Here is a 14,921-nt window from a genome sequence, read left to right on the forward strand (position 1 = left end):
AAGCCACCAAAGGGCTCCGAGGATCGATTGCGATGTGCCGACGACCGAGCCTCGCCCTGGCCGCTTGCCTCCTGCTCCTCCCCCTCGTCGCCCCGGAAATCGTCCTCGGTGCCGACCCCCCCGCCAATCCGCCGCCCAGGAAGAAGGCCGCCCCGGCTCCCGCACCCAAGAACGAGCTGAAGGTGATGTCGGCCGACCTCGAGAAGCGGAACCGGCCGAAGTCGCAGTTCCTCGCGCCCCCGGGGGCGAGCCGGTACGACTCGGACGACAACGACTGGCGCGAGATCCCGGCCTGGCGTCAGACGTCCTTCTACGGGATCAGGGCGAAGGGGCAGGTCTTCATCTACGTCGTCGACTGCTCGGGGAGCATGATCGACGAGGATCGCCTGATCCGCGCCAAGGCCGAGCTGCGCCGGACGATCATGAGTCTCAAGGAGCCCCAGCGCTTCAAGGTGATCTTCTACAATCACGAGATGATCCCGATGCCCGGGGACTTGCCGCTCGCGGCCGACTGGGATTCCAAGGAGCGGCTCTTGAACTGGCTCAGGCTCATCGAGCCCGATGGAGAGACCGATCCACGAGGCGCCATGTCGCTGGCACTGTCGTTGCGCCCTGATGCCGTCTTCCTGCTTTCCGACGGGGCCTTCCCGGACGGGACCGCCGAGGCCATCGCCAAGAAGAATAGTCGCAAGATCCCCATCCACTGCATCGACCTGAGCGGCGGTGAAGGGGGCGACCACCTCATGCGGATCGCGCGCGACAGCGGCGGGCAGTACAAGGCTCGGGCCCAGCCGCCGCTGACGGCACCCTGAGCGAGAGTCGCAAGAGTCGTGGCCTCATTGTCCGGCGGACTGAGATCCGGCCGGGCTGCCTCGGATCGACATGCCTTCGGGTAACGGCCTGGCGGCGACCATGAAACCATGCTCGTGCAGGTCGTCCCGGAGCTTGCGATAGAGGTCGAAGCCGTCCGGATAGACCCACATGGTAATCGTCACCGAACGAGGATTGAGCCGGTTGATCACCCTGCGGAACTCGGAGACCGGGCTGCGCGTCGCCTCGAAGGTCTCGCCGCGGCCCTCGAATTCGGGGATGATCTCCCATCCTTGTGGGTTGTACGAGAGCCCGTGACGTTCCATCGCCTCTTCGATGGACTGAGGCAAGGCACGCGCCAGGACGTATCGGAGCGAGAAGGCGCCGACCGGGCCCACCGTGGACTCCACGGTCCGGGCATTGTCCGACATCCGGATCCGGAGCTGGGCGTCGGCCTTGACCTTGCTCGTGAGCCGGTCGAGGTCGATGAAGGAGACCCGATTCCGCCTCAGCTCGAAGTGGTACTCGTCGTCCCCCACCGGCTTCGCCACGGGGTTCCTGTCGACCAGCGACTGTGCCTTGGGCCTCGGGGCGGAGGCGATGGCGATCAGCTCCCCTTTCAGGCGATCGCGCTCGGCCTTGAGGAATCCGCCGCGGGCCGAGGCCCTCGAGAGCCTCTGGCTCGGATCCTGGATCCGCAAGGCGAGGGTCTTGCCCGCCTGCGCGGCCGCGGCGGCATCGGCCGAGGCCTCGGCGAGCTGCTTCGCGGCGGCCTCGGCACGCGCCTCGGCGAGTTGGCGATCCTTCTTCGAGAGCTCGAGTGACTGCCTGGCCTTCTCCACAGCGGCCACGTCGAGGGCGGGCGGCTCGGGCTTCGGGGCCGGAGCGGGCAGGGCCTTCGGAGCCTCTTTTTTCTTCGGTGCCGGGGTCGGCGGCGGCGGGATGGCGACGACCTTGACCTCGGGCTCCGTCCTGGCCACCTCGACGATGGGCGGGAGGGATCGCTCGGGGGGCTTCTCCGAGGGTCGCCAGGTGATGTAGACGCAGAGCCCGACGATCCCTGCGAGGACGCCGCCGAGGTTGGCGAGGATCGAGAGGTACGATTCCGAGCCGGGCGAACGCGTCTCGGCCTTCCGTTCGTTCTCAGTCATCAGAAGGACCCCTTGGGGTAGAGGTCGAGGAGTCGCATGTCGGACACCTGGAGGGTAGACGGCCAGTTGAGGCCCGAGAGGACCGTCTGCCGGCGCACCTCGCGGTACGTCTCTTCCCCGCCGGACTCGATCAGGTATCGCACCGAGGGCATCTGGCGGATCATCGGATCCACCTGCTGCCGGAGTTGCACGACCCCCTTGAGCGTCTTCGTCACGACCGACTCCTTCCCCTTTTCCTTCAGGGCCTTGGTCGTGAGGTGATAGCCGCCGGGGTGGATGACGATGCCGTCCGGCCCGCAGGCGACGACGATCTCCATCGGGACATGGATCTTCCTGGGGCTGAGGTCGTCCTGGCCTCGCCGGGATCGTGGCGAACCGTTCTGGCCCGGCTCCCCGGTTCCCGAACCCGATCCTTCGCCGGTGCCGTCCCCTTCCTTGCCCAGGTATTCCTCGGCGTTGGCCTCGGCCAGGGCCTTCTCCGAGATGGGCTGCGGCTCGTCGGAATCCTCTCCGCTCTTTTCGGCGTTGGCCAGGATCGCGGCCAGGGATGGCGGCAGATTCACGCCAGAGAGGCCGGAAGCATTTCCGCGCGAGCCGAGGTTGAACGGGACCGGAATCCCGTTGGGCGGAGCTCCCGACGAACTTCCGGGCTTGCCCCCCGGGGGACCGCCACCGTTCCCACCTCCGCTCCCATTGGCTGCGACTTCGGAGCCCGATGCGGCCGAGTTCTCCGTCGGGAACTGGCCCACCGCGTCGCCACCCGACGGCGGCGGTCCATAACCGATCGGGATGTCGCCGGACCCATCGCTGGCCGAGCTTCCTCCAACGGTCGAGGCGAGTTCCCTATTCGGGCCCTGGCTCCCCGACGCCGATGCGGGCCTGCCATAACGCCCCGAGCCTCGCGAGGGAGACGAGGGCGGGATCAGCCCCGAGCCCGAGCCCGAAGACGAGTCGGCGAGCCCCGTGACCGAAGACGAGGCCTGGCCTCGACCGCCGCCGGGAGCGTCGAACGGGATGAAACCCGGGTCGTCGGTGTTGTTGCTGGTGATGGCGGGGAATTCGCCGGGCTCGTCTCCCGACACGCCGCCTGGCGAGGATCCCTTCTTATCCGGATTCGATCTAGCCAGGCCCGAGCCTCGGCCCGTCTCGCCGAGGGGAGCGGGCATCCCCGGCGTGAAGGACGGGGTGCCGCCGTTACGCCCTCGCGGGGACCCCGATCGAGTCCCCGATTCCGGCAGCTCCAGCCCGCCCGGGATGCCGCCGGTTGCGTCATCGGCGAGACCTTCGCCGCGATTCGGGGTATCGCCTTCAGTCGGCCATCGGAACTCATCCTCAGGGTTCCCGCTGCCCCCCTTGGCCGGGCCCTCGCCCGTGGACAGCCCGGTCCGATCGGGAGCGAAGCCATCGCGTCCTTGCACATGACCCTTGCCGGAGTCGTGATTGTCGGCCAGGAACGAGGGAAGCGGGCGTGCGGGGGCGGAGCCGTCCCACTCGGCGGGGTTGTCGAGGTCCGGGTAGTCGATCTTCAATTCCTGCGGCACGAGCTCGTAGCCGAAGGCGATCCCGAGGGGCTCGAGCCTCGACCGGGCCTCATAGTAAGGGCGAATCCCGTCCGGACGGACGACGAAGAAGATGTAGGGGATTGTGGGCGAGCCATCCGGAGCCCGCTGCCCCTGGGCGCGGATCAGGGACCGGATCGTCGCGATGGCGAGGGGGTTGGAGCGCGTGCCACGGCCGGTCGCCAGTTCGATCATCTGGAACGTCGGGCCGTTGGGCTGGAGCTTCGCGGTGCCGTTGCTGCACTCGATGATGATCGGCCTGCGCCAGGTCCCGTTCGCCCCTCGGTGGGGAAGGACGGCGAAGCTCGAACGATTCTGGGCCTTCGCCAGCTCGGCCTTGGAGATGTCGCGCTCGCGGGCCAGCACGTCTCGCTGCTCGGCGAGTTCGTCGGCCTCCTGCTCGAGCTCATAACTCTTGCGGTTGATCATATTCGCCTGCGCCCGGATCGCCTGCTCACGGCGCTTCCAGCGGTCGACCTCGGCCAGCGCATTTTGCTTTGACTGCTCGAGCTCCGCCGCGCGACGATCGGCGGCCTGGGTCGCCACAAGCTGCTCCGACTCCTCGACAGCCAGCTTGGCCAGCTCGACCTTGGTCGGGTCCATCGGCGGGGGCTGGGGCGCGACGGGCGCGGGGTCCGGTATGGGATCCGGCTCAGCTTCCTTGGCGACGACGGGAGGTGGAGGAGGAGCCACCGGCTGCGGAGGGGCCGGGGGCAGGGCGGGCGTGGCTTTGGCGATCGGCTTCGCGGCGTCCTTCTTCGACGCCATCACACGTAGGGCTCCTCGGTGGACCGAGACGACGAGGAACCATGAGCCGATCAAACAGCCCAGGATCAGGACAACCGGAAGGATCTCGGCTGCAACCCCCGGGCGAGGTCGACTCATGGGAAACGGCCTCCCTGCCACTCACTGGCCCGGCTCGGTCTCGGGCTTTCCGGCACATCCGTGGGCGTGCCAAAACCCCCTCGACCGTCCGAGACGATCCACCCTGGTGAGGACCCATCCAGGTCCCTCGTCAGGGGGCGAATCCGACGCACAACGACGAAGAAATCGGTTTCGCCGACTTCTCAACTTGAATCGGATCCGAGGAATCTCGCGATACGTTCCCCAAGTCTCATACGCAACGACACATGGGTTGGTCCCGGACGCAGGCTCGGAGAGCCTCGCTCGCGGCGAAGACGGAGGGGGAAGTGATTGGACGTGGATTCGCGGGGGCGAGTCCGGGCGTCGGGCGAATTGAGGGTAACTCAACCCGGAATTGCGTCAAGCCGAGTCGGGCTCAATCGCGCGAGCCTCGCCGCGTGTTGTCGCGGTCGAGGCCGTTCATTGTCGCGCTCTCGTACCGGCCGAAGTCGAACTCGGCGTCCGGGGCCTCGTCGGGATGCTCGGCGAGTTGCTGCTTCAATTGCCGACGCCGACGCTTGCTTCCCGCTCGCTTGATCTCGCGCTTCTGCTGTCGGAGCTCTTTCTTGGTCGGTTCCATCATGGGACGTCTCCTTGGATCATGCGTCTGTCCAAAGAAGAGGCGCAATGTGGAAGGCAGGTTCACCGCCGATTGCCCTCGAGCCAGGCGATCAGGTCATGCGCATAGCGTGCCGGTTCCGGCTCGAATTCGAGGGTGTGATGCGCCCCGGGATACTCGATGACCAGGCGATCGTCGCTGGCAAACTTCTGGAAGTCCTTCCGCGTCTGCTCGTTGTTGATGATGCGGTCCTTCTCCGCGAGCATCAGCAAAGAGGCCTGCCGGACCTGGGCGAGGCTGCGCCTGACCCTGCGATCGATGAACCGGCTCGACGCCAAGAGCCCAGCCGTGCCGAGGCGCAGGCCAAGCGGATCCGACGCGATGAAGGCCTGCCCCTCGGGGTTCTCCGTGAAAAGGGCCGGGTCGCTGAGCGGGATCGGGAACGTCTTCTTGGGGTTGGTCAGGAGCGCGAGGGCCACACCGAGCTTCTCCCGCGTCGACACATCGACCCTGGGCCTCAGCCCCGGGCAGATCAGGGCGACGGAGTCGACCAACTCCTGATACTTCGCCGCGGTGATGACCACGAGCTTCCCGCCCCAACTGATCCCGGCGAGGCAGATCGGCACCCTGGGCGCCCTGCCCCGGAGTTCCTGAAGGAGCTGCGCCGTGTCGAGGACCAGGCGCGTGGCCGAAGGGGCGTGCCCCCGGTCGACCTGATTCGCCCCGGAGCCGCGACGGTCGGGGAAGTAAGCCTCATACCCCGCGTCGGCGAGGGTCCTGCCCAGCAGGTGATACCAGCCGCCGTGGCTCTGCACGCCGTGGAGGACGACGACCCGCCCCTTGATCGCGGACCGGGCGGGCCAGACCGCGACATGGATGTTGTAGCCGTCGTCGGCCTGCTGGACCTCCGCGCGCATCTCAGTCATAACCGATTTCCTTGGACTGCACGGTCATCCGTTCGAGGCGTTCGGGAGCAACCGTGATCCCGAGTCCCGGCCCGCGGAGGGGACGGGCCCAACCGCCATAGCGAAATGTAATATCCTCGACGCTCAAATTCTCGGCGAGGACATGGCGGTCGTACGACCCCTCGACGTACTTAAGGTTTGCGATGTTGGACGCCAGATGCCGGCCCGCTGCCGAGAGGATCGCCGTCTCGCCCGGGTGGCAGCCGAGGTGGAGCTTGATCCCGTGTTCCTCGGCGAGGGAGAAGAGCCGCAGGCTCGGCAAGATTCCGCCGCACTTGGAGAGCCTGACGTTGAAGAAATCCGTGATCCGTTCCCGGATCGCACGGGTCCCGTCGGGGTATCCGCAGAGCGATTCGTCGAGCATGACGGGGACGCCCAACAGCTTCCGGAGTTCCCCCAACCCGCCGACCTCGGCGTGAGGCACGGGCTGCTCGAGCAGCGACGGCTGGAATTCGCGGAGCGGCCGGACGTGTTCGAGGAGGTCGTCGATGTGCCAGGCCTCGTTGGCGTCGAGCCGGACGTCGATACGCTCGCCGAGGATCTTGCGGAGCTTGACCAGCCGCTGGGGATCATCCTGCCCAGCCACGCCCACCTTGATCTTCACCTGGGCGAAGCCATAGAGCCGCATCTTCCAGGCGGAGATCACCTCCCCCTTGGCCGACTCGGCGGTGATCGCCCCGCTGTAGCGAACCCGCTGCGGTTTCGGATGACGTCTCAAGTGTGGCAAGGACGAGAGATGGATGACGTCGCCGAGCGACTTGTCGAAGTGGCGGCAGTAGGCGTCGAGGATCGCGAGCTCGAGGGCGCAGCGGGCTGCATTGCCGTTCATGCCTCGGGGATCTTCGAGCGTTTCAGGCAGTTCCCAGGCCTCGAGGCGCCGGATGACGTCGTCGAGGCTCCCTGGCGACTCCACGAGCCGTGCCGCATCGACCTTCGAGAGTGTAGCGAGGGCCGTCTCGGTCGTCTCGCCGGTGACGTACTCGCGAGGGACCCCTTCGCCGTAGCCCACGGAGCCCGATGCCAGCGTGACCTTGACGACGAGGTTCTCGCTCTCGGTCCGCTCGTGCGAGGCGTGGCGGATCTTCTTCTTGAGGGGGACTCGGATGGTCTTCAGCGTGACGGACTGGATCCGCATGTCGGTTCTCGAGGAGTAGAGTCGGACGAGGCGTTCGGCGGGCCCGTCTCACCGGCTTGGCGAAAACGCATCGAGGCCATCCCGTCATCTCATCGGCCCGCGATTCCCGATTCTCCCGAGTTCCCTCGGGAAATGTCCCGCAACGGTTCGGCCCTTGGCGATCAGGCCGAGATCAGCAAGGCAATCCCGATCACCGAGAGGATGAGCGAGCCGGCGATCCCGAGGCGACGATCCCAGGGCCCCGACGCATCCGACCGCAGGACCGTCTGCCTGAGTCGAACCGCGAGCCAACCGACCGCCACCAGCACCCCGGCCATCCCGACACTGAAGGCGATGAGCAGCAGGACACCGAGCCCCAGCCGGCCCACGGCGCCCGCGAGGACGATCAGCGCCACCGCATCCCAGCACGGAACGAGGCCTCCCGCAATCCCCAGCCCGACGAGCCCCGAGAATCCGACCTTGCCGCCTGTCGGCGCGATCCGGTGGGAATGTTCCCCCTGGCCGGCCAGATGCCGTCCCAGCCGCCAGAGGCCAATCGCGGCGATCGTGAAACCGGCAACACGGGCGATGACCACATGGATCTGGCCGTAGTTCGAGGCCCGCGTCAGCCAGAGCCCCCCCGCGATGACGAGCACGCTGGAGACGTGCGTCAGGGTCGTCATCAACGCCAGGAATGCCGAAGGGAGCCAGCGCCCTTGCCGGTCGATCGCCGCGCTGGCGACGAGCGTCTTGCCATGGCCCGGTTGCAAGGCGTGGAGCGCACCCAACCCGCAGGCCAGGAGCATGAGGAATGAGAACGACGACCTCGGGGCGGAGTCGAGCAACTCGACGAGCCGTCGGGGCCCTTTTGCCTCGACCTTGGTGGGAACGGATTTGGGAGCGGGGGCCACAGCGGCGACGACGACGGGGGCTTTCGGCTCGGTGAGGAAGTCGAACTCGACCTCCTTGGTGCGTTGCTCCTCGGCGTCGCTCAACTGCCAGACGGGCCGGACCTCGATCTGGTTCACGTCGTAGGGGAGGTCGTCGGCCCGGATCGAAACGCCCTGGAGCCCCTTGACCGCGAGTCGGCTCGTCCCCTGGCTCCCCGCGAAGTTGGTGTCCCGGAACGCGACCCGGCCTTTGCCCGGAAGCTTGGCCTCGAAGTGGAAATCGAGCCGGGGATGTTCCTCGACGGTCGTCTTGAACCCGGCGACCTTGAGCTCGATTTCCTGGCCGTCGACGGAGGCGAGCAACCCCTTGGCGTTGAGGGGGCCGGTCACGTTCCCATAACGTTCGAGAAGCTGGAGGCGGTTCTCGTCGGGCAGGGGACCGATCAGGTCGCGAAGGTCTCGCAGGAGCGTCAGGTCCGAGAGGCTGACCTCGTACGAGACGTGCAGAAGGCCTGGCTCGACCGAGAGCTGGATCGATCGATCGATGCGGGCATTGGGGATGTCGTGGGCCTGGCCTGCCAGGGCGAGCGAGTGGAGGCACGCGAGCAGGACGAGGTGGCGTCGCATGCGGGCGATCAATAAAACTTCTCGAGCGCCTTCGTCACGACGTAGATAACGACGCTCTTGCTCACCGGCTTGGCGAGGACGCAGAACGCGTGCGCCGAGAGGGCCCGACGCAGAAGGTCGTCGTCGCTCTGGGCCGAGACCAGGATCATCGGCAGCACCCCCTTGATCTGGCGGACCAGGGTCATCGTCTCCAGGCCCGAGAGCCTGGGGAGGTGCATGTCCATGAGTGCCAGGTGAACATCCTGGTCTTTGACGATATCGATGGCCTCCTCGCCGCTCTCGGCGAGGAGGGTTCGAAATCCGACCGGCTCGAAGATCTCGCGGAACGTTTCACGTTGCGCGGGGTCGTCGTCGGTGATCAGGATTGAGTAGGGGCGGTCCAGAGTCATAACGACCGGTCTCACGCAGGGAGGCCTGTCGGGGAGTTCACGTCGTCGTTCGCCTTACATACCTGCAATCGGCGGACCAAAGCATGATTTCGGCCGCAAAGATTAACGTACTCGAGACTTCAACTCCACGTCAAGTCGCGAGTTACGACCAGTGATGACGAATCGGGTCGGGGATCATTCCCTGTCAGGAATGCCGCCAGATTCGTCAGTTGGCAGTCATTGGGCGGCCTTCTCTTCGGCGGGCTTGCTCCCCCCGGCGCGGGCGAGGCGCTGGAGGAAACCGCCCGTCTGGGCCCAACGCTTGTTGTGATCGAAGGCGTCGGCCGAGGCCAGCTCGGCAACATCCGTCTTGGGATCAACGAACAAGTATCGCTCCAGCAGGTCGCCTTTGGCCGAGGTCGCCTGGACCATCACCGGGAACATCGTGTCCGGGTCGATGTAGACGACCCAGGTCTCTCCCGTCGGGGTCACGCGGACGATCTTGTGGCTCGGCTGCTTGAGCTGACCGGGGTTCTCGGTCCCCTGGTAGGTCACCTTGCCCGCCGCCTTGTTCGTCGAGGCCGGCTTGAAGTTCTTCTCGATGTTCTCGAGGATGTTGTCGAAACCGGCTTCGGAGATCGGGTGCCTGCTGTTACGCATCGCAAGCGGGCTGTCTGGCGCGAGGGCGAGGGGGACCATCGGCACCAGAGAGTCCGCCATGTTCACGTGCAGCAGGCCGTCTCCGTCGCCGGTCGCGTAGATCACCTCGCGACCCTTATGGGGGCCGGTGGGCCACTCGAGACGGACGGCCTTCGGGTTCCGGCGGATGCTCAGCAACGCCTCTTCGGCGGGCTGCAGCGTTTCGCCGACCCGTTCCTGACGCTTGATCGTGACCTGATAGCTCGACAGCGAGTTCAGCTTCTTGCGCGACTCCGCCAGGACGGATTCGAGCTTCTCGGCCGACTCGTCATCGCTCGTCGCAGCCTCGACATCAGCCGGCCGGTCGTTGAGGGGTTTGCTGGTGCTCGCCAGGTCGATCGAGTCTCGAGGCGAGGCCGGGGCCGGGGCTGCTGCGGTCGCCGGACGTCGAGCCGGCGTTGAAACCGCCGGGCTCTCCGAGACCGGAGGTTGCAGGGCCACTTCCAGAGGTCCGTTTGAGCCGACGCGGCCGGGGGTCGGCCGACGAGTCGGGCCATCGGGCGGCATGGTCGGACGACCCGTGGAGCGCACGACCGTGCGCGAGGCCGACGACTTCATGCCTCGATCCGCGTCGAACTTGCGCTCACGCTCGTGCTGCTGGGCCAGGAGCTCTCGCGAGCGGTCCGCGCCCCTGCCAATCTGCTGAGCGTAGTAGTCGCCACCGCCGTTGGCCGTGTCGCCGAACGGTGCGGCCGAGCCGAGCATCGGCGGTTCCGGCCTCCCGAACGGATTCAATTTGGCGCAACCGACCTCGCTCAGGGCCAGGCAAAGGCCGAGCGAAACCCCAATCCAACGTGATAGCTTCGAGGCGCAATCCGTCGCCGAAAACATGTCGATGTGCTCCCCCTCAATGGGGACAACCCGATCCTCGAACGCCACGCGTGAGGAGGACGGGGCCATCATGGCCGCCAGTTCGCCTTCCACCCCTCCTATCAAGGACGAACGGCGTTTTCTTGGTGAGAACCCGGATATCACAAACCGGGATCTCTGACAAGCCGAACTCGACTTTCACCGAACCTTGGCTCAATCCTTTTGAGTCAACGTCGCGGTGTCGCAGAAGCGGAACGTCTCCAACGCGCCGAGGTCTGCCATCAAATGCGGCTGCTTATATTGTTCGACGGTTCCCCCACTCCTCGCCAGCCTTCGGCGCTGGAAATCAGCCCAAGATCCGTGCGGAATGCGTCGCGTGCGAATTGGGCCGAGCCTGAGGGTCTCGCGCTTGTTGTCGTATTCGAGGTTCTTGCGCTTCAACTCCGCCTCGACCTCCTGGCCGAGTCGCTCCGCCATCGCCGGTTCGGGGAGATCTCCCTCCTCGACTAGCAAATTGTAATGGGGAGGCTCTCCCCACGACGGGAGCAGGATGAACGAGTGGAGCCGGAGCCCGAGCCTGCGCTGGGCCTCCGTGACCGCGGCTACGACCTGGAATTCCGAGAGCTTCTCGCCAGTCAGACTCGAGAAGTGCGCACCCTTGTTGAGGAACTCGAGCAGGGGGGCCTTGCCGTGGAACCCGACGCAACGCACGAGGTCGTGGATCTGATACCGATAGAGCCCGCCGGCCGTGGTCGGAAGGATGAAGTAATTCTTACCTTCTTGCAGGTCGGTGGCCTCGACGGTCTCGGGATTTTCCCGGCCGTCCTGATCCTCGGGGATGAACTCGAAGTAGTGGTGCTTGACGTCGAGGATACCGGCGGGGGTGCCGTCCTCGAAGGGGATCGTGAAACGGCCTTCCGACGCGATGAGGCCCACGTCGCGGACCGGGCGTTCGCCGAAGTATTCGGGATAGTTGCGGAGGTAAGCCCCCATCGTCCCCCCCGTCCAGTTGGACAGGAAGCAGAGATCGGGCCAATAGTCCTTCGGGAGCAGGCGTCCCGTGCGCTCGACGATCCCTTCAAGTCGGCGTGCGGCGGCCTTACGCTTCCAGCGCGCCGAACGTTCGAGCGAGCGCCTGACCTCGGGATCGATCTGCCACTTCGGGTCGATCGTCCCGTCGGCCATGTCCCGGATCAGCACTTCCTTCTCGCGGTCGCCGAGCTTGGCGATGGCGAGGATCGTGCTCGGGTTGGCCGCGATCACGGTCCCCAGGTCGCGGAAGACCGAACGCCGCAGGGCGATGTAGTATTTCGACTCGATGTCCTTGATCCGCGAGGCGATCGGCGGCATGCAATAGGTGATGCGTATCAGGGGGTTCTGCATGTGGGCCGTGAGGCCGGTGATCGCGCCGCAGGGGATTCCCGATGGCGTACGGCTCTCCCGCCAGTCGCTCGCGAGCTGGAGGATCGGCTTCAGGCCGCGGTCGAGCATCGGAGGATGGGCCTCGAAGGCCTTGATGCCCCAGATGGTCCAGCCTTCGCGATAGTCATTCAACGACTCGCGGGTGACGGGGATCGTCTTCGGCTTGTTGGTCGTCCCCGAAGTCATCGCGAACATGAGGACCTCGGTCCCCTTGCCGAAGAGGGCCCCGAGGTCGCCGTTGCGAACCCGCTCGATGTAGGGCTCGTGGCCATCATAGCTGCGGATGGGGACCCGCTTCCGGAAGTCGGCCGGCGTTCGGATCTCGTGGAAGTGGTGATCTTTGCCGAACTGGGAGTCGGCATGGCGTGCGATCCGGGAGAGCAGCAGGTCCCTCTGCATCTCGCCGGCCCGTTCCGTCTCGCGGAGGAACTGGTTGGCCAGCCGCAACGACCGCCTGATGAGAGGCAGGCCGGCATACATCCGTATCAGGTCGAACATGGGCCGAGCACGATCCTAGGGCGCGGGGATTCGGAAACTCATCCAGGTGTCAAGGAAAGTAAACTCCCGCGCCTGATCGTTCGGTGAGTCCCTTCATCCTCAGGACGTCATGTCTCGATCAGAAGACCCCGGAGGAAGATAACTCTTCGACGCGGGTCCCTTCCCTTGGAGTCATCGGGGCAGTGGCGGCGATCCGACGGCGAGGAGCGAATCGAGCGAAGAAAGTCGAGAGCCGCTCCTGGTATTCCTCGGGGCAGAGTTCCCTGCAGCGATTGTGCTTCGCTTTCGGGACGATCCACAATTCCTTCGGTTCGCGGGCCTTGCTGAAGAGGCCCTTCGCGATATCGACCCCGATGTACGCGTCCTTGGCGCCGTGGATCATGAGCCAGGGGCGAGGAGCGATCTGCGAGGCGGCCCGCTCGACGCTCGGGAGCTTGCAGTTGAGATTGCGGCTGGCGACCATCCGGCCCGACCAGCCCACGAACTCGAACATGAACTTGGGCATGTACTGCCAGAGGAACGGGCTGCCCACGTAGATCTCCGCCCAGCGGAGGATATACGCGTGCATGGTCCCCCTAGTCGGGAAGGCACCATCGGTGATGACCCCCCAGACGCCCGGATCACTCGCCCCGACGACGAGGGCCGTCCCGCCACCCCGGCTCACGCCGAAGAGGCCGAAACCGGCGGGGTCGAAGTCCGGCCGGGAGCGGACGTAGGCCAGGGCGGCCTTGAGGTCGCTCTCCTCGTGGTTTGTAACCCACTGGAGCGGCTTGTACGTGTGGTCGACCTCGCTCGTCCCGTGGTTGCGGAAGTCGAAGGTGAAGATGTCATATCCCTGATCGCGGAACGCCTCGAGGTAGGGGCGATAGCTCCAGCGATCGCTCAGATACTCGTGGCAGAAGACCAGGACACCTTGCCGGGTCTCGGTGGCCGCCGGCAGATACGTCCCGCCCAGCTCGATGCCGTCGTCCGTCTTGAAGCGGACGGAATCCCCCTCGTGCTCGAGCGGCGGCACGCGCAGGGGGAGGAACATCGGCTTCTCTTCGAAGATGCGTCCAACGATCGGTGCGTAACGAATGTACACGTAAACCAGAAACACGGCCAAGCCGACTAGGGGTGTCAGCAACGAGATGAGGAGGATTGAGGCCGGAGAGCTGGGCACGAGATAACTCCGTGGTCGTCACCGAAGTCAAAGCAATGTTAGTAGATCGGTCGGAGCCGTTGCCAGACTGTAAGTGGCCTCATCCGGATGGCCGAGATTATTCGGCGAACCTTTTGATGATGAGGGCGATATTCTGCCCGCCGAAGCCGAAGCTGTTCGAGAGCGTCACATCCACCTTCTTGCGTCGGGCGACGTGGGGGATGTAGTCGAGGTCGCAGTCGGGGCCGGGGTTGTCGAGGTTGATCGTCGGCGGGACGATCCCGTCGCGGATGGCGAGCAAGCAGACGATGGCCTCGACGCTGCCGGCGGCGGCGATGAGGTGACCCATCATGCTCTTGGTGCTGGAGATCGGGACCTTGTAGGCGGTCTCGCCGAACGTCCGCTTGATGGCGAGGGTCTCGATCGAGTCGTTGACCGCGGTGCTGGTCCCGTGGGCGTTGATGTAGTCGACGTCCTCGGGATTCACCTGGGCGTCGGCCAGGGCCTCTCGCATGCAGGCGATGGCGCCTCGACCTTCGTCGTGGCTGTCCGTGATCCGGAAGGCGTCGGCCGTCGAGCCGTAGCCGACGATCTCGCCGTGGATCCTGGCGCCGCGACGCTTGGCGTGCTCGAGCTCCTCGAGCACGATCATGCCGGCCCCTTCGCCGAGGATGAAGCCGTCGCGGTCCCGGTCGAACGGCCGGCTGGCGCGGGTCGGCTCATCGTTGCGGGTCGAGAGCGCGGTGAGGAGGTTGAAGCCGGTGACCCCGAAGGGGTGAATCATGCTGTGCGTGCCACCGGAGAGCATCACATCGGCATCGCCACGGCGGAGGATCTCGACGGCCTCGCCGATCGACTGCGAGCTCGCCGCGCAGGCGGTCAGGCAGTTTGCGTTGGGGCCTCGGGCGCCGAAGAGGCTGGCGAGGTGGCCGGCGGGCGTGCCCGGCTCCTGCTCGGCCTCATGGATCGGGTGCAGCGACGAGAGGCCGAGCCGCGTGAAGGTGGCGGTGTCGATCTTCCCTTGCTTGTTCGACTTCTGGACGAGGTCGACGAACCGGGGGAAGTCCTGCTGCCCTTCGCCAGAGCCGAGATAGACCCCAAACCGGGTGCGGTCGAGGTCCTTCATCGACTCGATGCCCGAATCGTCGATGGCCATGCGGGCAGCGGCGATGGCGAACTTGGTGTTGCGGCAGTACTCTTCCCAGCGCTCGGCGTTCTCGACGTAGTCGGCGAGGGAGAAGCCGCGGGCTTCTGCGGCGATCTTCGTCGGGAAGGACTCGGCGTCGAAGAGCGTGATGTGCCCGACCCCGCTCCGCCCTTCCTGGAGCGCCGACCAGGACGACTCGGCGTCGCGACCGAGAGGAGTGACCATGCCCATTCCGGTGACGACAATACGACGCATGAC

12 protein-coding genes are annotated in these 14,921 nt (G+C 65.9%); 1 reads left to right on the forward strand and 11 read right to left on the reverse strand.

Annotated features, from left to right (window positions below):
* Positions 1–32: 32 nt before the first annotated feature.
* A complete protein-coding gene (locus ACOYYX_RS14165) occupies positions 33–812 on the forward strand; it encodes a vWA domain-containing protein (protein ID WP_422930550.1) in 780 nt (259 codons plus the stop codon).
* A gap of 24 nt (positions 813–836) precedes the next feature.
* On the opposite strand, the gene ACOYYX_RS14170 is transcribed toward ACOYYX_RS14165, so the two are convergent.
* From ACOYYX_RS14170 to fabF, 11 genes are all read right to left on the reverse strand, one after another.
* Positions 837–1,961: a hypothetical protein gene (locus tag ACOYYX_RS14170; protein ID WP_422930551.1), complete on the reverse strand. Its 1,125-nt coding sequence runs from the start codon at positions 1,959–1,961 to the stop codon at positions 837–839.
* On the reverse strand, positions 1,961–4,405 hold the full coding sequence (locus ACOYYX_RS14175; protein ID WP_422930552.1) for a hypothetical protein: 2,445 nt from the start codon (positions 4,403–4,405) through the stop codon (positions 1,961–1,963). The genes ACOYYX_RS14170 and ACOYYX_RS14175 overlap by 1 nt, the downstream gene beginning before the upstream one ends.
* Positions 4,406–4,799: 394 nt before the next feature.
* Entirely contained in the window at positions 4,800–5,006 is a 207-nt protein-coding gene (locus ACOYYX_RS14180) for a hypothetical protein (protein ID WP_422930553.1), read from the reverse strand.
* A gap of 59 nt (positions 5,007–5,065) precedes the next feature.
* Positions 5,066–5,908, reverse strand: a complete 843-nt coding sequence (locus ACOYYX_RS14185; RefSeq protein WP_422930554.1) for an alpha/beta fold hydrolase — start codon at positions 5,906–5,908, stop codon at positions 5,066–5,068.
* A complete protein-coding gene (locus ACOYYX_RS14190; protein WP_422930555.1) occupies positions 5,901–7,082 on the reverse strand; it encodes a dipeptide epimerase in 1,182 nt (393 codons plus the stop codon). Before ACOYYX_RS14190 ends, ACOYYX_RS14185 begins: the two co-directional genes overlap by 8 nt.
* A 161-nt stretch (positions 7,083–7,243) precedes the next feature.
* Positions 7,244–8,578 carry an ABC transporter permease gene (locus ACOYYX_RS14195; protein WP_422930556.1) on the reverse strand — a complete coding sequence of 445 codons (1,335 nt, stop codon included), beginning with the start codon at positions 8,576–8,578 and terminating at the stop codon, positions 7,244–7,246.
* Between the two features lie 8 nt (positions 8,579–8,586).
* Positions 8,587–8,967, reverse strand: a complete 381-nt coding sequence (locus ACOYYX_RS14200) for a response regulator (protein ID WP_422930557.1) — start codon at positions 8,965–8,967, stop codon at positions 8,587–8,589.
* Between the two features lie 216 nt (positions 8,968–9,183).
* Entirely contained in the window at positions 9,184–10,476 is a 1,293-nt protein-coding gene (locus ACOYYX_RS14205) for a DUF1571 domain-containing protein (protein WP_422930558.1), read from the reverse strand.
* 192 nt (positions 10,477–10,668) lie between these two features.
* Positions 10,669–12,375, reverse strand: a complete 1,707-nt coding sequence (locus tag ACOYYX_RS14210; RefSeq protein ID WP_422930559.1) for a GH3 auxin-responsive promoter family protein — start codon at positions 12,373–12,375, stop codon at positions 10,669–10,671.
* 118 nt (positions 12,376–12,493) lie between these two features.
* The gene (locus ACOYYX_RS14215; RefSeq protein WP_422930560.1) at positions 12,494–13,537 is read right to left on the reverse strand and encodes an alpha/beta hydrolase; all 1,044 of its coding nucleotides are present in this window, start codon (positions 13,535–13,537) and stop codon (positions 12,494–12,496) included.
* 97 nt (positions 13,538–13,634) lie between these two features.
* Positions 13,635–14,918 (reverse strand): beta-ketoacyl-ACP synthase II, encoded by a 1,284-nt coding sequence (gene fabF, locus ACOYYX_RS14220; RefSeq protein WP_422930561.1) that lies wholly within the window; start codon positions 14,916–14,918, stop codon positions 13,635–13,637.
* Between the last annotated feature and the right edge of the window lie 3 nt (positions 14,919–14,921).

The sequence above is a fragment of the Singulisphaera chitinilytica genome, from assembly GCF_049331405.1.
In the GTDB taxonomy this organism is placed as follows: domain Bacteria; phylum Planctomycetota; class Planctomycetia; order Isosphaerales; family Isosphaeraceae; genus PoT.

Bases quoted from the DNA above. Each gene is read 5' to 3' on its own strand.
- ACOYYX_RS14190 (WP_422930555.1), bottom strand. From the start codon at position 7,082: ATGCGGATCCAGTCCGTCACGCTGAAGACCATCCGAGTCCCCCTCAAG.
- fabF (WP_422930561.1), bottom strand. From the start codon at position 14,918: ATGCGTCGTATTGTCGTCACCGGAATGGGCATGGTCACTCCTCTCGGT.
- ACOYYX_RS14210 (WP_422930559.1), bottom strand. From the start codon at position 12,375: ATGTTCGACCTGATACGGATGTATGCCGGCCTGCCTCTCATCAGGCGG.
- ACOYYX_RS14185 (WP_422930554.1), bottom strand. From the start codon at position 5,908: ATGACTGAGATGCGCGCGGAGGTCCAGCAGGCCGACGACGGCTACAAC.
- ACOYYX_RS14170 (WP_422930551.1), bottom strand. From the start codon at position 1,961: ATGACTGAGAACGAACGGAAGGCCGAGACGCGTTCGCCCGGCTCGGAA.
- ACOYYX_RS14200 (WP_422930557.1), bottom strand. From the start codon at position 8,967: ATGACTCTGGACCGCCCCTACTCAATCCTGATCACCGACGACGACCCC.
- ACOYYX_RS14205 (WP_422930558.1), bottom strand. From the start codon at position 10,476: ATGTTTTCGGCGACGGATTGCGCCTCGAAGCTATCACGTTGGATTGGG.
- ACOYYX_RS14180 (WP_422930553.1), bottom strand. From the start codon at position 5,006: ATGATGGAACCGACCAAGAAAGAGCTCCGACAGCAGAAGCGCGAGATC.
- ACOYYX_RS14165 (WP_422930550.1), top strand. From the start codon at position 33: ATGTGCCGACGACCGAGCCTCGCCCTGGCCGCTTGCCTCCTGCTCCTC.
- ACOYYX_RS14195 (WP_422930556.1), bottom strand. From the start codon at position 8,578: ATGCGACGCCACCTCGTCCTGCTCGCGTGCCTCCACTCGCTCGCCCTG.
- ACOYYX_RS14175 (WP_422930552.1), bottom strand. From the start codon at position 4,405: ATGAGTCGACCTCGCCCGGGGGTTGCAGCCGAGATCCTTCCGGTTGTC.